General features: G+C 41.6%; 28 protein-coding genes. 16 read left to right on the top strand and 12 right to left on the bottom strand.

Annotation, left to right across the window (positions count from 1 at the left end; all coding sequences use genetic code 11):
* Positions 1 to 56: 56 nt before the first annotated feature.
* On the bottom strand, positions 57 to 920 hold the full coding sequence (gene lipA, locus D1164_RS06975; protein ID WP_119349238.1) for a lipoyl synthase: 864 nt from the start codon (positions 918 to 920) through the stop codon (positions 57 to 59).
* 109 nt (positions 921 to 1029) lie between these two features.
* Here lipA and D1164_RS06970 point away from each other — a divergent pair, with 109 nt between their 5' ends.
* From D1164_RS06970 to D1164_RS06940, 7 genes are all read left to right on the top strand, one after another.
* Positions 1030 to 2922: a tetratricopeptide repeat protein gene (locus tag D1164_RS06970; protein WP_172594370.1), complete on the top strand. Its 1893-nt coding sequence runs from the start codon at positions 1030 to 1032 to the stop codon at positions 2920 to 2922.
* Complete coding sequence (locus D1164_RS06965; protein ID WP_119349236.1) at positions 2909 to 3802, top strand: DMT family transporter; 894 nt, start codon at positions 2909 to 2911, stop codon at positions 3800 to 3802. The genes D1164_RS06970 and D1164_RS06965 overlap by 14 nt, the downstream gene beginning before the upstream one ends.
* On the top strand, positions 3799 to 4353 hold the full coding sequence (gene ruvC, locus D1164_RS06960) for a crossover junction endodeoxyribonuclease RuvC (RefSeq protein WP_119349235.1): 555 nt from the start codon (positions 3799 to 3801) through the stop codon (positions 4351 to 4353). The genes D1164_RS06965 and ruvC overlap by 4 nt, the downstream gene beginning before the upstream one ends.
* Positions 4354 to 4369: 16 nt before the next feature.
* Complete coding sequence (locus D1164_RS06955) at positions 4370 to 4630, top strand: hypothetical protein (protein ID WP_119349234.1); 261 nt, start codon at positions 4370 to 4372, stop codon at positions 4628 to 4630.
* A 606-nt stretch (positions 4631 to 5236) separates the two neighbouring features.
* Positions 5237 to 5800 carry a hypothetical protein gene (locus D1164_RS06950; RefSeq protein WP_119349233.1) on the top strand — a complete coding sequence of 188 codons (564 nt, stop codon included), beginning with the start codon at positions 5237 to 5239 and terminating at the stop codon, positions 5798 to 5800.
* 33 nt (positions 5801 to 5833) lie between these two features.
* A complete protein-coding gene (locus D1164_RS06945) occupies positions 5834 to 6385 on the top strand; it encodes a DUF6252 family protein (protein ID WP_119349232.1) in 552 nt (183 codons plus the stop codon).
* 41 nt (positions 6386 to 6426) lie between these two features.
* The gene (locus D1164_RS06940; protein ID WP_119349231.1) at positions 6427 to 6828 is read left to right on the top strand and encodes a hypothetical protein; all 402 of its coding nucleotides are present in this window, start codon (positions 6427 to 6429) and stop codon (positions 6826 to 6828) included.
* Positions 6829 to 6984: 156 nt separating this feature from the next.
* Here the strand turns inward: D1164_RS06940 and D1164_RS06935 are convergent, their stop codons facing one another.
* Positions 6985 to 8274, bottom strand: a complete 1290-nt coding sequence (locus D1164_RS06935) for a hypothetical protein (RefSeq protein ID WP_119349230.1) — start codon at positions 8272 to 8274, stop codon at positions 6985 to 6987.
* Positions 8258 to 9220 (bottom strand): formimidoylglutamase, encoded by a 963-nt coding sequence (gene hutG / locus D1164_RS06930; protein WP_172594369.1) that lies wholly within the window; start codon positions 9218 to 9220, stop codon positions 8258 to 8260. The genes D1164_RS06935 and hutG overlap by 17 nt, the downstream gene beginning before the upstream one ends.
* A gap of 325 nt (positions 9221 to 9545) precedes the next feature.
* On the opposite strand from hutG, the gene D1164_RS06925 reads away from it, so the two are divergent.
* The 3 genes from D1164_RS06925 (at position 9546) to D1164_RS06915 (ending at position 12011) form a co-directional block, all read left to right on the top strand.
* Positions 9546 to 10343, top strand: a complete 798-nt coding sequence (locus D1164_RS06925; RefSeq protein ID WP_119349228.1) for a 30S ribosomal protein S16 — start codon at positions 9546 to 9548, stop codon at positions 10341 to 10343.
* Between the two features lie 161 nt (positions 10344 to 10504).
* Positions 10505 to 11035, top strand: coding sequence for a ribosome maturation factor RimM (rimM, locus tag D1164_RS06920; protein ID WP_119349227.1), 531 nt, complete (start codon positions 10505 to 10507; stop codon positions 11033 to 11035).
* A 268-nt stretch (positions 11036 to 11303) separates the two neighbouring features.
* Positions 11304 to 12011, top strand: a complete 708-nt coding sequence (locus tag D1164_RS06915; protein ID WP_172594368.1) for a head GIN domain-containing protein — start codon at positions 11304 to 11306, stop codon at positions 12009 to 12011.
* 8 nt (positions 12012 to 12019) lie between these two features.
* Here D1164_RS06915 and D1164_RS06910 read toward each other — a convergent pair whose 3' ends face one another.
* The 7 genes from D1164_RS06910 to D1164_RS06880 form a co-directional block, all read right to left on the bottom strand.
* Complete coding sequence (locus tag D1164_RS06910) at positions 12020 to 12583, bottom strand: L-threonylcarbamoyladenylate synthase (protein WP_119349225.1); 564 nt, start codon at positions 12581 to 12583, stop codon at positions 12020 to 12022.
* On the bottom strand, positions 12576 to 13700 hold the full coding sequence (locus D1164_RS06905) for a glycosyltransferase family 4 protein (protein WP_172594367.1): 1125 nt from the start codon (positions 13698 to 13700) through the stop codon (positions 12576 to 12578). The genes D1164_RS06910 and D1164_RS06905 overlap by 8 nt, the downstream gene beginning before the upstream one ends.
* A 165-nt stretch (positions 13701 to 13865) precedes the next feature.
* Positions 13866 to 14258 (bottom strand): HEPN domain-containing protein, encoded by a 393-nt coding sequence (locus tag D1164_RS06900; RefSeq protein WP_119349223.1) that lies wholly within the window; start codon positions 14256 to 14258, stop codon positions 13866 to 13868.
* Positions 14248 to 14574, bottom strand: a complete 327-nt coding sequence (locus tag D1164_RS06895; protein ID WP_119349222.1) for a nucleotidyltransferase domain-containing protein — start codon at positions 14572 to 14574, stop codon at positions 14248 to 14250. Before D1164_RS06895 ends, D1164_RS06900 begins: the two co-directional genes overlap by 11 nt.
* A gap of 276 nt (positions 14575 to 14850) precedes the next feature.
* The gene (gene lysA / locus D1164_RS06890; protein ID WP_119349221.1) at positions 14851 to 16116 is read right to left on the bottom strand and encodes a diaminopimelate decarboxylase; all 1266 of its coding nucleotides are present in this window, start codon (positions 16114 to 16116) and stop codon (positions 14851 to 14853) included.
* Between the two features lie 109 nt (positions 16117 to 16225).
* Positions 16226 to 17086: a diaminopimelate epimerase gene (gene dapF, locus D1164_RS06885; protein ID WP_119349367.1), complete on the bottom strand. Its 861-nt coding sequence runs from the start codon at positions 17084 to 17086 to the stop codon at positions 16226 to 16228.
* Between the two features lie 141 nt (positions 17087 to 17227).
* Positions 17228 to 17533, bottom strand: coding sequence for a hypothetical protein (locus D1164_RS06880; protein ID WP_119349220.1), 306 nt, complete (start codon positions 17531 to 17533; stop codon positions 17228 to 17230).
* 363 nt (positions 17534 to 17896) lie between these two features.
* On the opposite strand from D1164_RS06880, the gene D1164_RS06875 reads away from it, so the two are divergent.
* Positions 17897 to 19123: an LL-diaminopimelate aminotransferase gene (locus tag D1164_RS06875; protein WP_119349219.1), complete on the top strand. Its 1227-nt coding sequence runs from the start codon at positions 17897 to 17899 to the stop codon at positions 19121 to 19123.
* Between the two features lie 99 nt (positions 19124 to 19222).
* Here the strand turns inward: D1164_RS06875 and D1164_RS06870 are convergent, their stop codons facing one another.
* A complete protein-coding gene (locus D1164_RS06870) occupies positions 19223 to 20191 on the bottom strand; it encodes a DNA adenine methylase (RefSeq protein ID WP_119349218.1) in 969 nt (322 codons plus the stop codon).
* A 120-nt stretch (positions 20192 to 20311) separates the two neighbouring features.
* Here D1164_RS06870 and D1164_RS06865 point away from each other — a divergent pair, with 120 nt between their 5' ends.
* From D1164_RS06865 to D1164_RS06845, 5 genes are all read left to right on the top strand, one after another.
* Entirely contained in the window at positions 20312 to 21181 is an 870-nt protein-coding gene (locus tag D1164_RS06865; RefSeq protein WP_119349217.1) for a pyruvate, water dikinase regulatory protein, read from the top strand.
* A gap of 103 nt (positions 21182 to 21284) precedes the next feature.
* Positions 21285 to 21866 (top strand): RNA polymerase sigma factor, encoded by a 582-nt coding sequence (locus tag D1164_RS06860; RefSeq protein WP_119349216.1) that lies wholly within the window; start codon positions 21285 to 21287, stop codon positions 21864 to 21866.
* Positions 21867 to 21916: 50 nt separating this feature from the next.
* Complete coding sequence (locus D1164_RS06855) at positions 21917 to 22354, top strand: anti-sigma factor family protein (protein WP_172594366.1); 438 nt, start codon at positions 21917 to 21919, stop codon at positions 22352 to 22354.
* A 3-nt stretch (positions 22355 to 22357) separates the two neighbouring features.
* Positions 22358 to 22885, top strand: a complete 528-nt coding sequence (locus D1164_RS06850) for a Spy/CpxP family protein refolding chaperone (RefSeq protein WP_119349214.1) — start codon at positions 22358 to 22360, stop codon at positions 22883 to 22885.
* Between the two features lie 34 nt (positions 22886 to 22919).
* Entirely contained in the window at positions 22920 to 23411 is a 492-nt protein-coding gene (locus tag D1164_RS06845; RefSeq protein ID WP_119349213.1) for a Spy/CpxP family protein refolding chaperone, read from the top strand.
* A 222-nt stretch (positions 23412 to 23633) separates the two neighbouring features.
* Here the strand turns inward: D1164_RS06845 and D1164_RS06840 are convergent, their stop codons facing one another.
* A complete protein-coding gene (locus tag D1164_RS06840; RefSeq protein WP_119349212.1) occupies positions 23634 to 24647 on the bottom strand; it encodes a branched-chain amino acid aminotransferase in 1014 nt (337 codons plus the stop codon).
* Positions 24648 to 24766 lie beyond the last annotated feature (119 nt).

Genomic DNA, 24766 nt, shown 5'->3' with positions numbered 1-24766 from the left:
ATGGAAATTTTATAAAAATTCAGTCATAAATATACGAACGGAAATTCGCGTCACCCTTAGGCTTTTACATGCTCTTCGGCCCGGTACGAACTACGGACCAGCGGCGAGCTTTCCACAAACGAAAATCCTTTTTCAAGTCCGATTTTGCGGTATTCGGCAAACTGTGCGGGCTCAATGTATTCTTCCACCGGCATGTGGGTGGAGGTAGGCGCCAGGTACTGGCCGATGGTCATCACCTTGCAGCCTGCTTCGCGCAGGTCATCCATGGTTTGTAACACCTCGTCGCGTGTTTCGCCCAGGCCAAGCATAATTCCCGATTTGGCAATTGTGTAATGGTCGGCAATGTATTTTACCACTTCCAGGCTGCGCCGGTATTTTGACGCAAACCGTACAAAGGGTGTCAATCGTTCCACGGTTTCCAGGTTGTGCGAAACCACATCCGGCCCTGCATCAATTACTTGCTGAATCAATTCTCCTTTTCCCCTGAAATCGGGGATGAGCACTTCAATCTGGGTTTGCGGATTTACCCTTTTTACTTCTGTAATGGTGCGCGCCCAGATTTCGGCGCCCTGATCATCAAGGTCGTCGCGATCCACCGAGGTGATAACACAGTGTTTTACACCCATTATCCGTACCGACTCTGCCACCTTCCCGGGCTCCTTCAGGTCAGGGGCAAGGGGCCTGCCGCTTTTTACCGCACAGAACTTGCACCGGCGTGTGCAAATATCTCCCAGTATCATAAACGTAGCGGTTCCCCTGCTCCAGCAATCGCCGATGTTAGGGCAGTTCCCGCTTGTGCATATTGTGTGTAAGCCGTGCTTTTCAACCAGATTTTTTACTTTCGAATAGTTCTCGCCTTTAGGCATTTTCATCTTCATCCATCGTGGCAATCGTTGCCTTTCTTTCAACTCGTGGGCCATAATAAAAATCTTTGCTGCAAAAGTAATTCTAAATGTTCAAAGTAAAAAGTGATACATCAAACTGAAGTTCGGATTTACGTGTTATTTTTGTATCATAATGAAACAGGACATGAAACATATTGTTGTATCCCTGCTGTTGATTTTCAGTGTAAACATTGTTTTTGCCCAGAACCGGCAAAACGAAATTCAGACGACTTCCAAACTGGCTTTGTCCTATTATCATGCAAAAGATTATGAGAAAGCTGCTCCCTTGTTGCTGGAGGTTTACAATCTGTCGCGCAACAATTACTATTTCAGGTTACATCTCAATTCCATGATACAACTCCAGCGTTTTGAGGAAGTGGAAGACCTCATTCAGAAAGAACTGCAAAAACAACGAACACCCAATGCAGAATTATATGTTCACTGGGGCTACGTATTAAAAGCTCAAAATAAAGAGGAGGAAGCAGAAGAAAAATATTCTCAGGCACTTGATATAATTGCGGTTAATAAAGGCAGTTTGCTGGTGGCCGCCAACGCTTTTTTCCAGTGGCAGGAGTTTGAATGGACAAAAAAAGTGTACCTGAAAGGCCGGAAGGAGATTCCGCAGGAACAGTTTAATTACGAATTGGCGCGTGTGTATATGTATTTGCGCGATTACGAGAATATGATGGAAGAATACCTGAACTTACTGCGACTGGATGAAAACCAGCTTCGCCGGGTAGAGAGTTCCCTGTCGGCAGCCATGCGTCTTGATGTAGATGATGGCTTGCGGGATAGTTTCCGGAAGCAGGTATTAAAACGGATTCAGGCGGAGCCGAATGTAACAGGTTATAACCGGCTGCTCATCTGGTTTTTTTTACAGGAAAAACAATTTTCAGGAGCTTTGCGTCAGTCTGTTGCGCTCGACCGGCGCACCGGGGAAGAAGATGCCCGGATTTTTCAGTTGGGGCAAATGGCGCTCAACAATAAAAAGTACACGGATGCAGAACGCGCTTTCGATTACGTTATGAAGAAGGGAGAGGAAGGGCCTCTCTATATTCCGGCTTATGTGCAAAAAATCCAGACCTCTTATTTGCGGTACACCACCGAAAATTCTTCCGGTCGGGCTCAGGGAGAAGAACTGGCGCACCAGTTTGAAAACGGACTCGAAATGCTGGGCTATTCTGCCGGAACCCTCGACCTGATAAAAGATTATGCCCATTTGCTCGCTTTTTATCTGGATCAAACCGAAAAGGCTATTTTGGTTTTGGAAAAAGGCCTGGAGATTCCCCTTCTCAAGCCCGGAGAATCAGGGATGCTAAAAACAGAATTGGCCGATGTTTATGTGTATACCGGCGATCCCTGGGAAGCGACCCTGCTTTATTCGCAGGTGATAGACGCCAATAAGAACAACGCGCTTGGCGATCAGGTGAAACTGAAAAAAGCCAGGCTGGGATATTTTATGGGCAACTTTAGCTGGGCAAAGGCACAGTTGGATGTGCTGAAGGCAAGTACTTCCAAGCTTACTGCCAACGATGCCATGGAGCTTTCGATGCTTATTGGGAACAACATGGACCTTGATACCACCGCCGTTCCCCTGGAAATGTTTGCCCGTGCCGACCTGCTGTTTTTCCGGAATAAAGATTCGCTGGCACTGGCCACACTCGATTCCATTGCCGGAATGTACCCTTACCATTCTCTTACCGATAATATCCTGTTTCGCAAAGCAAAAATTGAAACAGACCGCAATAACTTTTCTACAGCAGCAGAATACCTTCAACAGATAACGGAAGATTTTAGTTACGGGCTGCTTGGCGACGATGCCCTTTTTATGCTGGCCCAATTGTATAATTATAATCTGGATGAAAAAGAAAAGGCCAAAGAGCTCTACCGGGAAATGCTGACCCGCTATCCGGGAAGTGTGTTTGTGGAAGAGTCGCGGGAAAGGTTCCGGGAACTTCGGGAGATTTATCCGGATGTGTTAACCAACCCCGAAGAGGAGTTTTTTATTCAGGATACAATCCCCAATGAATTCAACTAACAAATCCTATTTTTTTGCCGGAATATCCGTGCTTTTGTGGTCGACGGTAGCTACTTCTTTTAAAATCGGACTGCGTGAGCTGGATTTTATACAACTTATTTTTTATGCTTCGGCCGTTGCTGTTGTGATTCTTTTTGGCATCATCCTGATGCAGGGGAAAATGCAACTTCTCTACCGGCAGTCGGCGGGTCAGTTATTTTATTCCCTGTTTCTTGGCGCGTTTAATCCGTTGTTTTACTACCTCGTTTTATTTAAAGCCTACTCCCTGCTACCTGCACAGCTGGCGCAACCGCTCAACATGGTATGGCCCATTGTTTTAACCTTACTGTCGGTTCCTTTTTTAGGACAGAAGATCGGGAAATGGAGTATCGTGGGGCTGTTTGTCAGTTTTACGGGAGTGGTATTTATTTCGTCGCAGGGCGGGTGGAGTGGTTTTCAAAATACCAGCATGTATGGGGTGCTGCTTGCCCTGGGAAGCTCTGTCATCTGGTCGCTTTACTGGATTCTCAACGTTCGCGACAAAAGGGATGCGGTCATTAAACTGTTTCTCAGTTTTTTCTTCGGACTGATATTTCTTACGGGTGTCATGTTTTTGTTCTCCGGGTTCCGGGTAGAAGCAGGCACCGGGATTCTGGCTGCCGTATATGTGGGCATTTTTGAGGTGGGTATCACCTATGTTTTTTGGATGAAAGCCCTGCAACATAGTACCAACAATGCCAAAACAGGAAATCTTATTTTTTTGACGCCTTTTCTGTCGCTCATTTTCATTCGTTTTATTTTGAAGGAGACCCTGTTCATCACTACCTTTATCGGATTAATTTTTATTGTTGCCGGCATTTTTGTGCAGCGACTGGATAAAAAAGCGCAAAGATTTTCATGAACCAAAAACCACTGAAAATATTGGGAATTGACCCCGGAACAACCGTCACGGGTTACGGGTTGGTTGAAATACGGAATAACCAGCCGGTCATTCTGAATATGGGAACCCTGGTGCCCGGCAGGTATTCCGACCACTACCAGCGCCTGAAGCATTTGCATGAAAGGGCGCTGCACCTCATTGAGGAGTACCGCCCGGATGTGATGGCCATTGAAGCGCCGTTTTACGGGAAAAATGTGCAGTCGATGCTGAAATTGGGACGCGGGCAGGGCGTAATTATGGCGGCAGCCCTCCACCATTCAGTTCCCATCCATGAGTATGCCCCGCTGCTGGTAAAACAATCCATTACCGGAATGGGACGTGCTTCCAAACAACAGGTAGCTTATTTTTTGCAGAAGGTGTATCATTTGGCCGATCTCGACCACGGCCTGGATGCCAGTGACGCTGTGGCCGTGGCTATTTGCCATTTTATCCAGCAGGGAAAACCGCAAAAAAACAAAGAGTACAAAAACTGGAGTGACTTTGTGAAAAAAAATCCGGGACGGGTGAAGTAAAAGGAGATTAGAAGATATGAAACGTTTTATTCAATTTGGCGAAGTAATAGTAGCTTCCATCGCACTGTTTTTGTTCCTTCCTGAAATTTCAAACTGGATTTCAACCGGCCATTTTAGCATCAGCATGAGGGAATTCAGAGAAGCCATTTTTTTGGGAATATTTACACCGGTTGTTGTCTGGCTTTCAAGAAAAATAAGGAACGATGCGGCGTTTGTGTTGTTTGTGGTATTGATTATTGTGTTGATTTTGGCAATTGTCCCGCATTTAAGGTGGTAATGAGTACGTTTGTTATGTACCTCCCTGCCCGCATTTACACTATGTGCCCCGTATTTTTATTCGCTGTAAACTCTTAAAGTATCTCCGGACACTTTGAGGTTTCGTTTGCTGGCCATTGACCTTTGAGTGTCTGAAAGACCTCAAAGCGTCTTCTGTTACACTGTTTAAACCAAACATTATGTTGCATAACATCTTGTTCCGGGGGTTACCTTTTACAGCTTTTCCGAATATATTTATAGTAACAAGTCCGCAATTCACAAAACAATAAAACCAAAAACAGGATGGACCTCAACCCCAAAAAATATTTCCTGCGCAACCTTTTGAAAACGCTAACCATCTACCATACAAGACCACTTAAAGAAACCACCAAAAATGAAACATGAACGATAAACAAACCCTAAAAATGACCGGACAGCAAGCAGGTTGATTTGCCCGGCACCTCAAACACAACCCGCTCTAAATGCTCTCCCACCTGGTATCTTCCGGTTACCTTGAATACAAAAAAGTACTCTGTGCTACTTGCTCACTACTAGGTACTTGAAAATAAAAAGAAGAGTGTTGACATTGAAAGGTAATTGATCAATTTATTAGTAGAATCCATTAATCATGAAAAAGAAAAGAATTTATTCATTTATTATGTTTTTTGCTTTTATCCTATTTACTGCAGGCAGTTGCGAAAAAGAAGATGAAGACCCCCAACTGCCACCAGTCACCCAAACAGGGGAAGATACTTTTGGATGTTTGGTAAATGGAGATATCTGGTTACCGGAATTAGTTATTGCGTTCCCTACCCAACCCAGGGTTTCAGCAAAACTGGTTAGGGAATTTGGATACCGAATGTGGGAAATTGGTGCAAATCAAGGAGCTGAAAGTAGTTTTTATTTTGGCATTCATGAAGACTCCTTAAAAGTAGGAAAGGTAAATATTTCAACCGATGAAGTGTATGGGAGAGGTATTGGGCTTCATTATTTCTCCAAAAACTATGAAATGACTTCATTTGCTTGGCAAAAAGGACTCCCGGTACAATTCACTATTACCAAACTTGATACTGTAAATAAAATTGTATCAGGGATCTTTAGCTTTGATGCAATAAACATGTCAAATGATACTGTAAAAATTACGGATGGCAGGTTCGACATAAAAATTGATCGGATTGATCCGATTCAATAATAATCTTAATAATCACTATAAAAATCATTAATTATGAAAAAACAAAGCGCATTTCTGTTAATAAACCTGCTAATCTTTATTCTTTTTGCTGCAGGCAGTTGTGAAAAAGAAAACGAAGAGCCCCAACTTCCTCCTATTACCCAAACAGGGGCAGGTACATTTGGTTGCCTTGTAAATGGAAAGGTATGGAATTCAGAACCATTGCTGTTTGGATCCCCACTTGGTGCATCAAATAATCAATGGGAGGATAGAAGATGGATCATTGACGCAGTAGGAAAAGGTTATACGATTATTTTGGAAATTTGCAGAGATTCCGTTATTAAAGGAGAATCGACATTGAAAGGTTCTTTTGAATCTGATGAAGATTGTTCTAATGGAATTGTCCACTTTAAAAATTATGCGTCACAAACAGCTTCCTTTCAAACAACTTATGATGATTTTGGAAAAATCTACATATCACGATTTGATACTATAAATCAAATAATATCCGGCACATTTTATTTTGATGCAGTCAACTCATCTGGAGAGAAAATTGAAATACGGGATGGACGTTTCGATGTCAAATTTATCAATTATGAACCTTAGCACAATTTTAAATTCACTTTAGTTAAAAAAAAACATTAATCATGAAAAAAGTAATTTTTATCTTCACTATATTTTGTTTGTTTTTTCAAAATGTATTGGCTCAAAGCACTGATTTCAGGAGCCAGATGAATACCATTTTCGAGGATGTCGATCTTTCCCAGGTACCGTCGGGCATCCTGTTTGATTACGGGCTAAACCTGGTGGACGATTCGCTTTACAACGGGACAGTGACCAACGATAATATTTTGTCTCCGCAAGTGTGGAAATCATTATATACTGACTTGTGGTCGTCGCAGATAACCACCACCGGTTCGATGCCCAATGTTGAGGATATTAATGCTGCGATAGATACCCATGCATCGGGAGAAGCCACGGTTATCCCGGTACTGTTTTATGAATATCACCGGATTTCTCCGCTGGCGCACATTTTTAATGTGTGGTGAAAATCCCCGTCTTGTTATGCCACGGAGAATGCCCCTGCATGAGGTCACACTCTGTTACATGCCTTTCCCGGACTATGTTGGCTGTGGAAAGCGGTTGGAAACACTCCCATGCCGACGACCTTGTTAACGGAAGAAAGAATTCCTGCGGTAGAGGAGTTACAGCTTAATTTTTTTGTTCTGAATAAATCTTCTTATCATATAAACGATTAACAATCCAACGGATAGAATAGTAACATTCAGAATGTTGAGCTCTATTACTTCGAAAATAGCGACACAAGCAATTATGGTTAGAATGGCATTGGTAAAATTTGTGGAATGCTCTATTCTTTGATTCGATAAGGTAGCCATAAAACTATAAACCTGCTCCCTTTTTTTGGTAAGTCTGTCCATGTGCTCATATTCCCCAAAAGCCTTTTTATACAGGTGGATCAGATGATAGTTAATCGGGTTATTGGTTATGGAGTATCCATCAAATTCTGCATACAGCTCCTCAATTTTAAGCAGGTATTTTTTCATTTTGTTATGCGAAGAGATGATAAATTTACCTTTTAAGGAGTTTTTACATGCATCTGACAAATCTCCTATTTCATTGGTAATGGCTCTTATTGTGGCCCAGTTAGCCAGAACATTAAAGAGGGGCAGTTTATATAATTTTTCGTAGTAGTTTCTTTTTATTGAGTCGCCAAACAAATAAAACGAATGCGTGTAACCGTATTTAATCTTTGTTTTATTTACTGAAGATTCTGTCATTTTCTCCATGCACTCCTCGTTTGCAAAAAATGTGTGGATATCTGAATCGTTGGAGTGTAATTCACTGTCAAAAATGAAGTGGTTGTAAATGGAAAAATTAAGGGTTTGGCATTTTATATGTGTCTCAAAAGAAGCATCCTGCAACGATTCTTCTTTCAATGTTACTTTGGTTGTATCCGCATAATACGTTTTCATAACACGGTAGTAGTCCGTGCAAAGTTCAACTACCAGATCTTTATACAAAAGCGGGAAACATGTATGCAGGGCCCTGCAAAGTTGTTGGTATTCATCGTACGATAAATCAAAGTCATCAAGCACTACAGAGGTAAGCACAACAGCATTGGCGCTATGAAGAAAAACCAGGTAGGTATCTTCAAATTTACATTTTTCCAGTTTTGCTGTTTGGGTATCCGTTATGTTGTCTTTTATATATTTATCTTCCAGTTTAACATGCAGAAAAATATCCCTGCATGCCATTTTCGAATATGAACTTGCTGAGATTGCAAAATCTTCATATTCTTTTTCGTCAAAATAGCCACTTTTAAACGGTCGTCCCTTTTCACTGAGTTTATCTGTTACCTTTTGTTTTGCTGCAAAATATTCGTTTTTTTCCTGAGGAAAAGTGTGGGAATTAATATAGACATCGGTAATAGATATGGCGCCTAATAAAAGAGTTGCTTTATTTATTCTGTTCATCTTCCAGGGTGAAAATGTAGTTTATTAATTTTGAGATTATTGTGGCTCCCAGTGTTGCCGTGCTTTCATTCACATCAAACCTGGGTGATATTTCTGCAATGTCGAAAGATATTACCTTCCCGGTTTGAACGATAAACCGAAAAACTTCGGCAAATTTGAAAAGGTCGATTCCAATACCACTTGGAGCGCTAACTCCCGGCGCTACATAAGAAGGAAAAACATCTGTACAGATAGTAATGTGTATTTTATTTTTACTCTGAATGAATTCATTCACCTGTTTTATAATGGTATTGGTTGGCTTAAAGTTAAAATCGTCGTCGTTAATATATTCAATTCCCGATAACTCGGCGTGAGTAAAAAGAGATTTTGTATTGGAGATTTCGGATATTCCAATAACCAGTGTTTGGATGTCAGTTGTTTCCGCTAACTGATTAAACGCTGTCCCGGATGTGCTTCTGTCTTCCTGCCGGTTGTCAAAATGGGCATCAAAACTAATAATACCAATATTTCCGGGTTGATTTTCGATACCTTTGGCGCTTCCGTAAAGAACATCGTGGCCACCCCCAATAACAATCGGAAAAATATTTAATTCGGTTAACCGCTTGATTACCATGGAGAGTTCCTTCTGCATCTCTTCCAGGTTGTTGTCTTCCTGAATAATACGGCCGCAATCATAAATATTTCCATCGTAATGAAAGGGTTTGGAGGCGAGGTGTTTTTTTACAAATTCAGGGCCTTCTTTTGTGCCTTCCCTTCCTTTGTTGCGTTTCACCCCTTCATCCACACAATATGAAACAATTCCAAAAGATCGTTTTTCCTGGATTTTTAAGGTTTTGTCAAACACATCAATATTTTTTATTTTTTGATGCAATCTGAATTTGCTGTTATCGTCCGTACTATCAATTCTGCCTGAAATGATGTTATCTGTTTTTTTATAATATCTCATCGTTTGTTTTTTAATCTTGCTGATTTGAAATGCGTTGCCGGAATTGTTGCCAAAACCAGCCGGAAGACTTCGTAAATTTTTCTTTTTGGAATACCCAAAAGTAGATTTTTTTCTTTTTTCCGAACGAAAATCTGAACGTTTTTTAGGGTGACATTCCGACGGGTTTGATTTCGCCGGGATGGACGAACCATATTTGTCCGGAGCATCACTAACCATTGAGAGGTTAAGCACTGGTCATATTACAAGAAAAAATGTTTCATTCATTTCTTAAACAGATTTTTATACTATCTTTGCGGCCACATTTTTCAAAATTAAAAAAGGAAATATGCCAGTAAAAATGAGATTAGCGCGGCACGGCCGCAAACGTTATGCTTTCTACCACATTGTGGTAGCAGATAGCAGGGCGCCACGAGATGGCAGGTACATTGAACGGATTGGCTTGTATAATCCGAATACGAATCCTGCTACGATAGATCTCGATTTTGACAAAGCTTATGACTGGCTTTTGAAAGGCGCTCAACCTACTGACACCGTTAGGACAATTTTGTCTTACAAGGGTGTGCTCTACAAAAAACACCTGATGGGTGGAGTTAAAAAAGGAGCTTTCACGGAAGAGGAAGCTGAAAAGAAACTGGAAAAATGGCTGACCGAGAAGGAAGCGAAAATCCAGGCAAAGAAAGAACGCATAGAAGGTGAAGCTGATGCAGTTGTTCAGAAACAACTTGAGGCTGAAACCAAACTGCGCGAAGCCAAAGAGGCTGCTATTGCGGCCAAAAATGCTGAATTAGCTGCAGAAGCAGCCGAAGAAGTGGAAGAAGCCGCAGCAGAAGAAGAAGTTGCTGAAGCTCCGGCCGCAGAAGAAGCTCCGGTAGCGGAAGTTGAAACGGCAGAAGCACCGGCAGAGGAGCAGGAAGCAGAGAAAGTGGAAGAAGCTCCCGTAGCGGAAGAAGCTAAGGAGGAAACTCCCGTAGCAGAAGAGGCTAAGGAGGAAGCTCCTGCAGCAGAAGCATCTGAAAAACCGGCAGAAGAAAAAGCGGAAGCTAAAGCGGAAGAAGTTCCGGCCGCCGAAGAAAAACCGGAAGAAAATGAAGAAGCTCCAAAAGAAAAGGGCGCCGATTCTTAACTGAAGTTTTTCAAACAAAGAATAAAGAACCACTTGTCTGCCAAAGACAGGTGGTTTTTTTTATGCTGAAAAAAGTTACAAACGACTGGTTTCGCGTTGCCGGCTAATTGTAGGTATGACAAGGAGCTTTCCAAGCTGCGATTTACTTATATTTGTACCCAATGGAAACAATACCAAAATCTGATTGCCAAAAAATTGGCTTCATCCGCAAAACTCATGGCGTTCATGGTGAATTAGTTCTGGAATTTGAGCCTGAATTTGAAGAATCAACAGCCGGCACCAGTCGGTATTTTCTGGAAATAGATGGGCTGCTGGTTCCGTTTTTTATTGCAGAAGGCGGTTTCCGGTTCCGTTCGACCAAGGCAGCGTTGGTTCAATTCGACTCGGTGGAGACAGAAAAATATGCCCGCAGGCTGGTGGGGAGTCCGGTTTATCTTTACAACAACGAAATCGTTGATGAACCCGAGGAGGATGCCGTAACTTCCCGGTTTCTGTCTTTCCGGCTACTGAATGAAAACGGGGACGAAGTGGGTGAAATCATTGCCGTTGATGATTATGCGGGGAATATTGTTTTTACGGTAGATGCCAAAGGCCAGGAAACCCTGGTGCCGTTTAATGAAGATTTTCTGCTGAAACTGGATGAATCCCAAAAAACCATTCAACTTCGGTTGCCGGAAGGTTTGATGGAGTAACAACCACTTACGCCACTAAGGATCGGCTCTTGGTGCTGGTATCTTTTTTTATCCTTTTCCTGAATGGAGTGAATAAAAAGCGATTTGATGGTTTTGTTTCATTTAAACACATCTTTTTAAAATCAAAAAGTTGATTTCTCATTGAATTAGTTAAATGGAGATGAGTGGAAAAGGTTACAGAAAATTTTACCGTTTGTGCAACTTTCGTCTGATTCGCGCGTCATTACTACATTGAAAAATGAAAAAAATACGATTAAAGGAAAATTTCATGAAAACAAAGATTTTATTTTACACATTACTCATTTCGGGACTTTTGTTGTCAACAGCAGCCAGGGCGGAAAAAGAAAACCGGGAAGTTCCTTCATTTTCAGAAATATCATTTCGAATATCCGGAAAACTATACCTTGAGCAAGGGAGTAGTCAAAGTGTTAGGGTTGTTGCCAAATCATCCACGCTCGATGAAATTATAAGCGAGGTAAAAGGACGTAGTTTAGTTATTCGTTTTCGCACCAATAACATTTTCCGGCAAACTTTTAATCCCGGGAAAGTGGAAGTTTATGTGACCGTCCCGGAAATAAATGCTCTTTCTGTTTCGGGGTCGGGAGACATTATTGCTGACAGCAAAATTCAGTCGCGTATTATTGATTTAATCGTAAGCGGCAGTGGCGATATCTCCCTGGAAGAACTTGATGCCGAGCGGGTAAAAGCTGCAGTTTCTGGTTCCGGTGATATTCTTATAGAAAAAGGGGGTGTTGCTGAAGATTTTTCGGTTGTCGTTTCAGGCTCCGGGAATGTAGAAACGTTAGGTTTTGAGGCCAAACATGTGGATGCAAAAGTGGCTGGATCAGGAAGTTGCACGGTACATGCCATCGAAACCCTGAAAGCGCGCGTAGCCGGCTCCGGCGGTGTCAGATATAAAGGAGATCCGCAAATCGACACATCGGTTTTGGGATCAGGAAAGGTGATAAAACTCTGATTCGTAGTTTATTTTCGAATGATGTCAATCCTGCCGTCGGGCCATAATTTGATAATACTGGAAGGCTGTGCAGGTGTTACATCATCTTGTCTGTATTCCACGATATAGTCCACCTGGTTTTTAATTTCTTCGGAAATTTCATCGAAAAAGGCCGGGGGTTTTTGCCCGCTGATATTGGCAGAGGTGGAAACGATTGGTCTGCGAAAACGCTGCAAAAGTTTGGAGGTAAATTCTTCTTTTGTAAAACGGATACCAATACTTCCGTCTTCAGCAATCAGGTTGGGGGCGAGGTTTTTAGCGCCCGGGTAAATTACTGTGAGAGGGGTGGTGGTAATTTCCACCAAATCCCAGGCAACCTCCGGAACATCATCAACGTAGCGTTCGAGTAGCGCAGGGTTTTCCATTAACACCAGCATACTTTTGGAATCTTCACGTTTTTTTATCCGGTAAATCCGGGCTACTGCCTCCGGGTTTGTAGCATCGCAGCCAATGCCCCAAATGGTATCTGTCGGGTACAAAATTACCCCGCCGTTTTTTAATATTTCCACTGCCTGTTTCAGATCGTCATGCATGTTTTTCCTCCCAAATTTTAGCGTATAAAGAAACTAAATTTTTGGCGTAATTCTCCGGGTGAAATTGCTCTGCCCGGACCCTGCCTTTTTGAATCAGTTCGTTACGCAATGGCTCATTTTGGAGCAATGATGCTATCTTTTGGGCAATTTCTTCAATAGCCGAAGGGTTGCATAAAATAGCTGCATCTCCGGCGGTTTCAGGTAAAACAGAAACAGTGGAAGTAAGAACCGGACAGCCGCTTGCCATCGCCTCAATTACAGGTAATCCAAATCCTTCAAATACTGAAATGTAAACCGAAAGAGTTGCACTTTGGTAAAGTCCGGCCAGATCTGTTTCAGGAACATGCGGTAAAAAAATTACCTGGTTTTCCATTTTCTTTTCAGAAAGGAAGTGTTGTATTTCAGAGGTATACGGGCGGGTTTGTTTCCCAACAAAAATAACCGGTATGCGTATTTTGGCCGAATGAAGAGCTTGTAATAAAGCCAGTTGATTTTTTCTGGGTTCCAGGGTGCCCACTGCCAGGATGAATCTTTCGGGAAGATGATACTTCTCCCGAACAGATTCGATATGTTGTTTTTCGAAAAATGCCGCTCCTACCGGCTGGTAAATCAGTTCGATTTTTTCCTTTGGAATATGAAAAAAGGTTTCAATATCATGTTTGGTCTGCTTACTGATAGCAATAATTTTATCGGCTACATGGCAGGCGTATTTTATTTTTTTGAAGTAGATTTTACGATCGATTGGCTTGTAAAATTCAGGGTAGCGCATAAAAATCAGATCGTGAACGGTAACCACCGAAGGAATGTTGCTTTTGTGGATTCCCTGGGGAATTTCGTTGCTTAACCCATGAAAAAGATCTACTCCGTGCCTTTTTAAATGAGGAACCAAAAAAAGGCTCCGCCACAACGATTTGAATTTTTTTGCAACCATGTTCCGGGGAGAAACTACCTTAAAACGCTGATAGTTATCGAAAAGCCTGTTTTTTACTTCGGGTGTAAACAATATGTATTGATTCTCCGGGAAAAACCGTTGAAGTGCATTCAGCGTATTCCGGCTGTAGTTGCCCAACCCGGAAGAATTAAGAAATGCCCGTTTTGCATCGAATCCGATTTTCATACGATTAATTTTTTTTGTTTCAACGGTATAGTATGCCTGACCGGCTTGCGCAGTCAGACAAGGAACTCGCATGTATTTTAATCATTTTTTGGGTGTAATTATATTACATGCTTGTTTCATGATTCGAAATTACAAAAAAGGCCGGGTTAAACCCCAGCCAATAGTTTAATTTTCTTTTATCAGTTTTTCTAGTTCAAAAAGAAAGCGCTTCATATTTTCCAGTTTTTCAATAACTTCTTCCTTTTCAAATTTTACAAAAATTCCATAATCTCCATCTGTCCGATCTTCAAATGCCTTATGTACAATTTTGCCAATTTTTCTGTCTATTCTTCCAGTTTTTACAAATTCCCGGTTAAACCAACCCAAAAGCTGATTATGTTTCGATGTTTTAAACCCATTTTTCAGAGCAAGTGCAAGCAACATGTAAAACATTCCGTAATAAATACGGTTAACTGCAATAACCAAAAAATTGTTTTCAATCTGAAATTCAACTTCTTTTATTGTTTCATTAGCTTGTTGAATCCTGTAATTTATCAAGTCCTGAAATTCAGTCTGCATATACCCCGGATTTTAAAGCATCTGTAATTAGAGGGTGCTTCCCCCAAAATTTAGTATCGATTTCCTCCTGGGAAATGATTTTTGAGTCAACCAGAATTTCATAATCAACCGAAATATCAAAGCAAATATCCCGAATGATATTTTTTTCTTTCCACGAAAAAATTTTGTCTGTGACAATTAAAACATCCAAATCAGAATATTCGTTTTCTTCATTTTTAATCCGGGAACCAAAAAGAATTACTTTTTGGATTCTATTGCCCAAAACTTCTTTTAGGTTCTTTTTTAACTGATTTAATATTTTGATTGGTTCAGACATAGAACAAATTTACAAAAAAGGTTGGGTAGGAGCCCACATTCCTATTTTCTTTTTAGATCAGGGATTCTTCATAATTATGAAAGAATTGCATATTTATGAGAATTGATGCTACAACTTTTTATAGCAACAGAGTGATGTTAAGCCTCTTTCCCTTAATTATTTAATGGGGTGTGACATCTCCGGAATGACAGCATCAACACATGTTACCAGCCATTGGATTGAAATTTTTTCCTGGAGTTTTTGTGACAGAAAACGCTTTTTCTGTAGCCGGAAAAACTACACTTCAAAATCTTTCAGCCCCTCAAAATCAAGAGTGATAAAATAATCTTCTATTGTTTCCGGACGGCGGATTTGAATCACTTCATCGTTTTCGCGCAGTAACAGTTCGGCCGATTTCAGTTTGCCGTTATAGTTGAATCCCATCGCATGTCCATGGGCCCCGGCGTCGTGAATTACCACAATGTCTCCGGGTTCAACCTCAGGTAACATGCGGTCAATGGCAAACTTATCGTTATTCTCACATAACGAACCTGTTACGTCATATTTCTGGTTGTGCGGTTCGTCTTCTTTCCCCGGAACAGAAATATGGTGGTAAGCTCCGTACATTCCGGGGCGCATGAGATTGGCCATGCTGGCGTCGAGCCCCGCAAATTGTTTGTAGGTTTTTTTTATGTGTAACACTTTCGACACCAGATATCCGTAGGGTCCGGTAATGGCACGGCCCGATTCAAAAAAGATTTTAAGGGGCGCCAAACCGTTTTCTTCAATTTTTTCTTCGTAAAGTTTTTTAATCCCGGCACTTACATATTCCAAATCCACTGCCTTTTCTCCGGGTCTGTACGGAATACCAATTCCTCCGCCCAGGTTGGCAAAACTGATTTTTACACCGGCTTTTTCGTTCACTTCGGCAATAAGGTTGAAAAGAATCTCGGCGGTTTCAATAAAATAGTCGGGGTCAAGTTCGTTTGACGCCACCATGGTGTGAACACCAAATTGTTTTACCCCTTTGCTTTTTAGAATGCGGTACCCCTCAATAATTTGCTCGTGGGTAAAACCATATTTGGCTTCTTCCGGGTGGCCGATGATCAGGTTTCCCTGTTTCAGGTCGCCGGGATTGTAGCGCATGCAGATGGTTTCAGGAAGCCCTACATTTTTTTCGAGGTATTCAATGTGCGATATGTCATCGAGGTTAATGATGGCGCCCATATTTTTTGCAGCGCGAAATTCGGAATCAGGCGTGTCGTTTGATGTGAGCATTATTTCTTCTCCGCTCATTCCAACCCGTTTGGCCAGTTCCAGTTCCGCTTCAGAGCTGCAGTCGATTCCGAACCCTTCTTCCCTCAAAATTTTCATCAGGTAAGGATTGGGGGCTGCTTTTATGGCAAAGTACTCTTTAAAACCTTCATTCCATTCAAATGCCTTTTTAAACCTGCGGGCATTTTCGCGAATGGCTTTTTCATCATAAATATGAAAAGGTGTGGGGTATTTTTCAATTATTTTTTCGATTTCATTTTTCGAAAACGGTAAATTCTTCTCTGCCATATTTTTAAAACTGATTAATTCAGTACAAATGTACTATTTGAAGAAATATAATAGAATTATTCTAAATAAAGAATTGATTATTTAGTGGAGAATTAATAATACCGGCTGATTAAGTCAGTTCTGACACCAGCTCGCGGCTTAAAACCCCGCTGGCTATTTCGCTTACCTTGCCGGTCATGCGCATGTTCCAGTTTTCGTCGGCTTCAATTTTTAGATCACCACCCGGCATTTTTATGGTTAAGTTGCGTTGGACCAGTCCTTTTTTTATGGTAACTGCAGCTACTGCGCAGGCCGAACTGCCAGAGGCCAGGGTCCAGCCGGCACCACGTTCCCAAATCATTGCTGCTACCTCGGTAGGTGAAATTACTTTGGCAAACTGCACGTTGATACGATTGGGGAAAAACGGGTCTGTTTCAATTTGCGGCCCGAACGTTTTGACCTCCTTCTCATCCAGGTTATCTGTCAGAATAACACAATGCGGGTTTCCAACTGAAACGCAGTTCACCGGGTAATCTTTATATTCCAGGTGAAGGATTTCGTCTATGCACTCTTCTTTTGGGCAATTTACCGGAATGTCGGGAGAGCTGAAAATGGCCTTGCCCATATCAACTTTTACGGCGGTTGCTTTTCCGTTTTTCTCTTCTATAATCTCAGCCTGAACAAGCCCGCCAAGTGTTTCAATAGTAAATTTCCGGGTTTTGGAAAATTGATAATCAAACAGGTATTTGGCAAAAATACGTAATCCGTTTCCACTTTTTTCGGCCTCCGAACCGTCGGGGTTCAGAATGCGTAAACCAAAATTGGCATTGAAACTGGGTACTTTCAGCAGGATACCATCCGAACCGATGCCGAAGTGTACATCACAAATTTTTTGTATCGCATTTTCATTCAGTTCAAACCCGATTTCATTCTGATTTAATACAATATAATCGTTTCCCAAACCATGGGATTTTACAAAGAAATTTTGCATAGCTCTTTTTTTAAACGTTGCAAAAGTATTAAACATCGAACAATTTTCTTCTTTAAAGCGAATGAATTCTTTGCCGGCGCGTATAATTATTGTATTGTCCTGAAATCTGGAAAAATTTTGCAGACCAATGAAACAAAAGCCTTACTGCCTTTTTATTCGAGTGATATTGATATACCTGATGTCTCCGCACTTTCTGTCGTGTTGCCAGTCAAGTTTCACGGCGACAGGAAAAGTTACGTCAGACAAATCAATACCCAATGAGGCTGGTATTGTATCAAAATTGTAGGTGGAGTCTTTTATTTCAATAAAATATCCTCCACAGCAAATACATTCCCTCAAATCCGGTCCGGTAATCAATGCGGTTGACTGGTATTTCTCTTCTTTTTTACAGGAAAGGATTGTAAAAAGAGAAAGGAGAGCAACGAAAATGATTTGTTTAAAATACATGTCTCTTTTTAGGTTTTATATACTAACAATTGGTAAATAATGTTTTACATTTTTTGCAATAAATATTTGGAAGGTGTTTTTTTCACCTGAAAGGGATAAAGAGAGTTGTGTATTTAGTTTAAATTAAAATAAGATTAAATGGAGTTTCGGGTGCAAAACCCAGATGAACTCAACGCTGATAATTTTATTTTTATCTTTGCAAAGGTGTATAAACTGTTTAAAAATTGTAAGAATAAAATATTATATAGAATGGGTTTATGTTTTATTGCACAAATTATGATATTGAAAATCAAAGCAATATAGTGCCATAGAATAAAATTTAAACAGTTTCGTATACAAAAGCGCAAATAATAGAAAAATAATATGGCAAAAATTAACGAAAATTACCTGAAACTTCAGGCGGGCTATCTCTTCCCGGAAATAGGGAGAAGGGTGAGCGAATTTGTGGCTGCAAACCCCGATAAAAAAGTGATAAAAATGGGCATTGGCGATGTTACCCAGCCGCTGGTGCCGAGTGTGGTAAAGGCATTCCATGAAGGAGTGGATGAAATGGCCAAAGGAGAAACATTTAAAGGATATGGCCCGGAACAGGGCTATGCTTTTTTACGTGAGGCCATTGCGAAAAACGCTTACCAGGATAACGGCATTGACATCTCAGCAGATGATATTTTTATTTCTGACGGTTCGAAATGCGACACCGGAAATATTCAGGAGATTTTTGGACACGATAACAAAATCGCCATTTGCGACCCGGTGTACCCGGTGTATGCCGATACAACCGTAATGTCGGGGAAAACAGGAAACTATAATTCAGGGTATTACGAAGGCATTATTTACATGCCTTGTACCAAAGAAAACGGATTTATTCCCAATCTGCCCACGGAAACCCCCGATCTGATCTTTTTATGCTATCCTAACAACCCAATGGGTACGGTAGCAACAAAAGAGGAGTTGAAAAAATGGGTGGATTATGCAGCTGAAAATAACAGTATTATTTTATATGATGCTGCCTACGAAGCCTTTATTACTGAGGAAGGAATCCCACATTCCATTTACGAAATCGAAGGGGCCAAAGAGGTAGCTATCGAATTTAGAAGCTTCTCCAAAACAGCCGGATTTACAGGTACACGCTGTGCTTTTACCGTGGTTCCGGATGAGTTGAAAGCTTTTGATTCTTCCGGGAAGTCAGTTGCGGTGAAACCGTTCTGGAATCGCCGGCAATCTACTAAGTTTAACGGCGTTTCGTACCCGGTTCAAAAAGCGGCGGCAGCAGTTTATACGGAAGAAGGTAAAAAAGAAGTAACTGAGGTTATTGCTTATTATCTGGAAAATGCCCGGATTATGAAAGAGAGTTTGACTGAAGCGGGCTACGAGGTTTTTGGTGGCGTAAATGCCCCTTATATTTGGGTAAAAACCAAAAACGGCATGAGTTCATGGGACTTCTTCGATAAAGTATTGAACGAAGCCAATGTGGTAGGTACCCCCGGTTCCGGATTCGGACCTGCGGGCGAAGGGTATTTTCGTTTTTCTGCTTTTGCTGATCGGGAAAGTACGATGGAAGCAATGGAGCGAATTAAAAATCTGAAATAATAGGCTGATTTGGGTCTGCTCTTTTTTTTGTGAGTGTTGACTGAGTCAGATGATAATTTTAAAGACCGTCTTTTTTTGAAAGGCGGTTTTTTTATCCAATTAAAGTTTTGGCATTTCTACCGGGTAGTTGGTTACAATAATCTCATTGATTGGCGTTCGTTTGGCAGCATTGGAATTGATGTTACGTCTTGCTGGAACTCTGACGATTGGAAATCCCTGGTATAAATCGTCGAAAAAATTGTCTTCCGGATTATGATTTTTCGGATCGGAGTTGCTAAGCATCTGGAGCGCTCCCTTTTTGTTCAGTTCCAGAAATAATGCAGCCAGCGCTTTTTGCTCCGGGTCTCCAAAGGTTTCCCTGCTGTAGGCGGTAAAGCTGGATGTCTGGTTTAACGGGCGATATGGCGGGTCGTAATAAATAAACGAACGTCCTTTCACCTTCTTTTGCAGTTCCCTGAAATCAACCCTTTTTATTTCGGCAATGGCCAGTAATTCAGAAACTTTTCTCAGGTTCTCTTCATTCAGTATCCGGGGGTTTTTGTATCTCCCTTCGGGAACATTAAACTCGCCTTTCGAATTAAACCGAAACAGGCCGTTAAAACAGGTGCGGTTTAAAAAAATAATCTGCGCCGCCCGTTCAATCCATTTTTTTGAAAAGCGGTTGTAATTAATTTCTGGCTGAAGGGCATTGAATTTTTCCCTGATTTTGTAGTAGAATTCGGTTCGTTTTATCTCGTCGCGTTTCAGGTATTGGTTTTTATTGCGTTCCATACAATCAATGAGGCCGTCCACATTTTTTTGTATCGTAAGGTAGGTCAAAATTAAATCCTGATTGTTATCATACAAAAATGCCGAACCAATGTTGAACCGTTGAGCAATGTCGAAAAAAACGGCGCCGCCCCCCACAAAAGGTTCGTAGTAATTTTCAATCTCACCCGCCCGGAGTTCTGCGGGGTAAAAATTCTGAAAAGTATCCAGCAACTGTCCTTTGCCGCCCGCCCATTTTAAAAAAGGTTTTGCCGGCAGATCAGCCCGTGTTTTTTTCTTTATGGATTTCTCTTGACTCATTTTTTAAACAGGCGATAAAAGTATTAAAATCTGGTTGCCGGAAAGAATAAAAAACAATCATTTTAGATAAATAATAAAACCCCGAAGTTTATACTTTTGTTACAAATATAAATACCTGTGATGAACGGAAAGAAGAACAATTTACCTCCTCCTATTTTTGTTGTTTCCGGTGGCCGGGGGCTGGCGGGAAATAACATGGTACAGTCGTTACTTATTCAATATCCTAACAATAAAATTCCTGTAATTATTGTTCCCGGGGTGAATACTGAAGAACAGCTACTTGAGGCAGTATTGAAGGCCAAAGCTGAAAACGGGCTGATTAGCCATACCATGGTCGATCCGAACCTGCGGGGAAAGATAAATAAGTTGTGCGAGGAGCATGGAGTTCGAAAAATTGATTTTATGGGAGAACTGGCCGGTTACCTCGATGAGCAACTCAATGTTGAGCCATTGCAGCATCCGGGCCTTTACCGTAAAATTAATCAGGAATATTTCGAACGGGTGGAGGCCATTGAGTTTACCCTTTCTCACGATGACGGGATGGGCCCCGAACGTTTGCATCGGGCAGAAATCATTTTAACCGGTGTGTCGCGTGTGGGTAAAACACCGCTAAGTGTGTACCTGGCCATGTTTGGATGGAAGGTTGCCAATGTGCCCCTGGTAAAAGATATTCAGCCTCCCAAAGAGCTGTTTGAGGTGGATCCGAAACGGGTATTCGGCCTGCATATAGGGGTTAATCAGCTTATCGCCCATCGTAAAAAACGACTGGAAAGCTGGAACAACCATCAGAATAACCTGTATATCGATGAGCAATCGGTTAAGGAGGAAGTTCGTCATGCCTTGTTTGTATTCGATCGGGGTAGTTTTTCAGTGCTGAATGTAACCAATAAACCCATTGAAAGCACTGCCAACGAGATTTTAAACCTGATGTCGGAACGCTTTGCATATCGGGGTAAAAAACTTGAATCGCCTTACCACGATAAGGAGTAGCGATATTTTAGACGCCTGCTGTCTTTTAAAAAAAATAAAGCGTTTCGCAAGTTTTTTTTTAATACCGTGTCTTATTCATAAATTTAGGGGAACCAAAGATTGAATGAGCGAGGCCGAAATCATAGATAAATTAAGAGAAGGAAGCGAAAAGGCGTTCAGGGAGCTGGTAGATCAATACCAGCAGCTTGTGGTAAATACATGCTTTGGGTTGCTTCATAATACCGAAGATGCCGAAGATGTCGCCCAGGATGTTTTTATTGAGGTTTTTCGATCGGTAGATAAATTCAGGGCCGACGCCAAAATTTCGACCTGGCTTTACCGGATTGCCGTGAACCGTTCGCTGAATTTTATCCGCGATAATAAACGCCGTAAGTGGTTTCAATCATTTGACGATTTGGTGGAGGCGAAAAAAAAATCACTGGGGGAGCTGGTTTCAGGAAATACAGAAAATCCGGAATTTGATTTGGAAAACAGCCAACGTTCCCTGCTGCTTCACGAAGCTATTGATGCGCTACCCGAAAATCAGCGGGTAGCTTTTACTCTGAATAAATATGAAGATTTGGCGTACAAAGAAATTGCGGAAGTGATGAAGCTTTCGGTTTCTTCGGTGGAGTCACTGATTCACCGCGCCAAAAAAAATCTTCAGAAAAAGTTGTATTACTGCTACAAAAAAAAGTGTATTTGAATGCAAGTTTTTTACCGATTATGTGTCAAACCAATAAATTCAATGCAGAAATGAAATGCAAAAAGGTACATAAAAAACTGATTTTCTATTTGGAAGGCGATTTGCCGGAAAAGGAAGCAGGAGAAGTGGCCGCACATTTGGCTCAATGTGTCGATTGCACTGCTTTTGCCAATGACATGAAAAGGACACTTGGAGTGTTGCAAATAGAAAAGTCACCGGAGGTCAATCCTTATTTTTATACCCGGCTAAAAGCCCGGATGGAAAACAGGGAAACAGCCCCGAAACAAATCATCGGCTATCCGGTGTGGAAAAAGGTTTTACAGCCTGCATTGTTTTCTGTTTTGTTGCTTGCAGGGGTTTATACGGGATTTAAAATCGGTGGGATGGCCAATGCCGAACAATCGGCACAGGCTTATGCCGAAACCGAGTTAGTTCCTTTTCTGAATGAAATGGAGTCCGAGCCAATTGAAACATTTTTAATGGAATAGACAATGGCACTACAAAATAAATACCGCATATTGATTTGGGTTGTTGTCATCCTGTTGGCTACCAACCTTTCGATGGGAGTTTCATTCCTGTACCATAAACAGCAGGACAAAAAAGTAACAGAAAAGGTTGAAAAAGCCAATATTGAAATGCCTGCCCAACAGCGCACCCGCTTTTTTCGGGAGCAATTGAATTTGGAACCCGGGCAACTGGAAGTTTTCAGGGAGTTGAACCGCGATTTCAACCGCACTGCCTGGCAGATTAACCGTCAATTGGAAAGTTTGAGAATTGAAATGGTGATGGAAATGGGGGAAAAGGATCCGGATAAACAAAAACTGGAGGCTATTTCCAAAGAAGTTGGTCAGTTGCATACGCAACTAAAAAATAAAACCATTGACTACTACCTGGAAATGAAGGGGGTTTGTACGGAAGAACAGCAACAAAAACTGAAAGAATTGTTTCTGTCCGTGTTACGGAAAAATGAAGATGTCAGGCTGCCTCAGCGCGGCAGAAGGTTAAGAGGAAACTGGTAATTTGAATTAGTGATAACAATTAAAATTTTAAGAAATGAAAAACGGAAAATTAGCTTTAATGATTATGACTCTGATGCTTAGCTCAACTGTTATTTTTGCTCAGGGTTGGAGAGATGGAGGCCGTCAGGGGTACGGCAATGGAAATGGTAACGGCTGTTATTATGGAGGAGCCGGTTCGGGGAGTTGTCTGAACCTTCTTTCAGACCTGACAGAAGAGCAGAAAACAAAAATTACGGAGCTCAGAGAGAATCACCTGGAAGCGATGGACGATTTACGCACAAAACGGCGTGCGGCTTTCGATCCTGTTGACAAAAATGAGATTCGTGGCGAGATGCTTAAAAAAGTTCAGGCTAACCGTAAGGAAATCAGAAACCTGTTAACAGAGGATCAGCAAAAACAGTTTGACCTTTTACAGGCACGTAACAACAACGGTTACAAAGGAAATGCTTCCGGAAGGAGAGGAGGCCGCGGTGCCTGTGCCGGACGTAGTGGTCGCGGGGGCCGTGGATCCGGAGGAAACTGGTAATGGCTTGAAAACAGAAAACCAGAACAAGAATAGGGTGTATTGAGATAAAAAATCATGATCTTTTTGAAAGTCGGCTTGCGGTAACAACCACCTGTAAATTAACTTTTGAGTTAATCCGTTACCTGCCAGGCCGGCTTTTGATACACCCCTTCTTCCTTAAAAAATGTAAAGCCAACCGAATATAATTCCGAACTAATGTTTATTTAGAAGCTTGCAGTTAACCTACTCTGCAATTTCAGTCCACCCATATTTATCCGGCTCATCGCCATACTGTATCGCACGCAGTTTATTGTAAAGTTTAACCGACCATTCTCCCGGCTCTTTACCATACCTGAACCACGTATCGTTGTCTGCATCGTAAATCCCTTTGATGGGTGAAATAACTGCGGCTGTTCCACATGCACCTATTTCTTCAAAAGATTCCAATTCTTCATAAGGCACTTTGCGGCGTTCTACTTTCAGCCCCATTTCTTCCGCCAGGGTCATCAGACTTTTATTTGTGATAGACGGCAAAATGGAATCCGAAAGTGGAGTAACGTAAGTATTGTTTTTTATTCCGAAAAAGTTGGCCGGGCCACACTCATCCACGTATTTTTTTTCGCGGCTGTCGAGATACAGCACGGCGGAGAATCCTTGCTCTTTGGCCAGCTTGCCGGCATCCATGCTGGCAGCATAGTTTCCACCTACTTTATATTTTCCGGTTCCCAGAGGAGCAGCCCGATCGTGATCACGCATAATCACAAGGTCGGTGGGTTTAAATCCTTCCGGGAAGTATGGTCCAACTGGCATTACAAATACAATAAACAGATATTCTTTGGCCGGTTTTACGCCAATCTCGGGTCCGGTGCCAATCAGCAGCGGGCGGATGTAAAGGGAAGCTCCACTATCATGAGGCGGAACAAAACGTTTATTCATTTTTACTGCCAGACGAACTGCTTCTGTAAACTTTTCTACCGGGAGTTGGGCCATTAAAATTCCTTTGGATGAGTTTTCCATCCGTTTGGCATTTTCATCCATCCTGAAGATGCGGATTTTTCCGTCTTTCCCTTTAAAAGCTTTTAATCCCTCAAACGCTTCCTGTCCGTAATGAAGGGCAGTAGCTGCCATGTGCATGTTGATTGTGTTGGATGAACTTATTTCCAGTTCTCCCCACTTCCCATTCCGGTAGTAACAGCGGATATTGTAATCAGAATCACGGTACCCGAAGCCTAAATTCTGCCAGTCTAAATTTTCCATTTATTGATCATATTTAATTGTTCTGTGCTGAAATGAACCGTTAAAACTCACTTCGGTCAACAAATTAAGCAAATTTTATTTTGTGTATTAAGAGAAATGTCAAGTTATCGGCAATTTTT

The sequence above is a fragment of the Mariniphaga sediminis genome, assembly GCF_003573545.1.
Classification (GTDB): Bacteria; Bacteroidota; Bacteroidia; order Bacteroidales; family Prolixibacteraceae; genus Mariniphaga; species Mariniphaga sediminis.
This window is presented reverse-complemented; position numbering and strand designations above follow the sequence as displayed.

Coding starts and splice junctions, on each gene's coding strand:
- lipA (WP_119349238.1), bottom strand. CDS start 920: ATGGCCCACGAGTTGAAAGAAAGGCAACGATTGCCACGATGGATGAAG.
- D1164_RS06970 (WP_172594370.1), top strand. CDS start 1,030: ATGAAACATATTGTTGTATCCCTGCTGTTGATTTTCAGTGTAAACATT.
- D1164_RS06965 (WP_119349236.1), top strand. CDS start 2,909: ATGAATTCAACTAACAAATCCTATTTTTTTGCCGGAATATCCGTGCTT.
- ruvC (WP_119349235.1), top strand. CDS start 3,799: ATGAACCAAAAACCACTGAAAATATTGGGAATTGACCCCGGAACAACC.
- D1164_RS06955 (WP_119349234.1), top strand. CDS start 4,370: ATGAAACGTTTTATTCAATTTGGCGAAGTAATAGTAGCTTCCATCGCA.
- D1164_RS06950 (WP_119349233.1), top strand. CDS start 5,237: ATGAAAAAGAAAAGAATTTATTCATTTATTATGTTTTTTGCTTTTATC.
- D1164_RS06945 (WP_119349232.1), top strand. CDS start 5,834: ATGAAAAAACAAAGCGCATTTCTGTTAATAAACCTGCTAATCTTTATT.
- D1164_RS06940 (WP_119349231.1), top strand. CDS start 6,427: ATGAAAAAAGTAATTTTTATCTTCACTATATTTTGTTTGTTTTTTCAA.
- D1164_RS06935 (WP_119349230.1), bottom strand. CDS start 8,274: ATGAACAGAATAAATAAAGCAACTCTTTTATTAGGCGCCATATCTATT.
- hutG (WP_172594369.1), bottom strand. CDS start 9,220: ATGAGATATTATAAAAAAACAGATAACATCATTTCAGGCAGAATTGAT.
- D1164_RS06925 (WP_119349228.1), top strand. CDS start 9,546: ATGCCAGTAAAAATGAGATTAGCGCGGCACGGCCGCAAACGTTATGCT.
- rimM (WP_119349227.1), top strand. CDS start 10,505: ATGGAAACAATACCAAAATCTGATTGCCAAAAAATTGGCTTCATCCGC.
- D1164_RS06915 (WP_172594368.1), top strand. CDS start 11,304: ATGAAAACAAAGATTTTATTTTACACATTACTCATTTCGGGACTTTTG.
- D1164_RS06910 (WP_119349225.1), bottom strand. CDS start 12,583: ATGCATGACGATCTGAAACAGGCAGTGGAAATATTAAAAAACGGCGGG.
- D1164_RS06905 (WP_172594367.1), bottom strand. CDS start 13,700: ATGAAAATCGGATTCGATGCAAAACGGGCATTTCTTAATTCTTCCGGG.
- D1164_RS06900 (WP_119349223.1), bottom strand. CDS start 14,258: ATGCAGACTGAATTTCAGGACTTGATAAATTACAGGATTCAACAAGCT.
- D1164_RS06895 (WP_119349222.1), bottom strand. CDS start 14,574: ATGTCTGAACCAATCAAAATATTAAATCAGTTAAAAAAGAACCTAAAA.
- lysA (WP_119349221.1), bottom strand. CDS start 16,116: ATGGCAGAGAAGAATTTACCGTTTTCGAAAAATGAAATCGAAAAAATA.
- dapF (WP_119349367.1), bottom strand. CDS start 17,086: ATGCAAAATTTCTTTGTAAAATCCCATGGTTTGGGAAACGATTATATT.
- D1164_RS06880 (WP_119349220.1), bottom strand. CDS start 17,533: ATGTATTTTAAACAAATCATTTTCGTTGCTCTCCTTTCTCTTTTTACA.
- D1164_RS06875 (WP_119349219.1), top strand. CDS start 17,897: ATGGCAAAAATTAACGAAAATTACCTGAAACTTCAGGCGGGCTATCTC.
- D1164_RS06870 (WP_119349218.1), bottom strand. CDS start 20,191: ATGAGTCAAGAGAAATCCATAAAGAAAAAAACACGGGCTGATCTGCCG.
- D1164_RS06865 (WP_119349217.1), top strand. CDS start 20,312: ATGAACGGAAAGAAGAACAATTTACCTCCTCCTATTTTTGTTGTTTCC.
- D1164_RS06860 (WP_119349216.1), top strand. CDS start 21,285: ATGAGCGAGGCCGAAATCATAGATAAATTAAGAGAAGGAAGCGAAAAG.
- D1164_RS06855 (WP_172594366.1), top strand. CDS start 21,917: ATGAAATGCAAAAAGGTACATAAAAAACTGATTTTCTATTTGGAAGGC.
- D1164_RS06850 (WP_119349214.1), top strand. CDS start 22,358: ATGGCACTACAAAATAAATACCGCATATTGATTTGGGTTGTTGTCATC.
- D1164_RS06845 (WP_119349213.1), top strand. CDS start 22,920: ATGAAAAACGGAAAATTAGCTTTAATGATTATGACTCTGATGCTTAGC.
- D1164_RS06840 (WP_119349212.1), bottom strand. CDS start 24,647: ATGGAAAATTTAGACTGGCAGAATTTAGGCTTCGGGTACCGTGATTCT.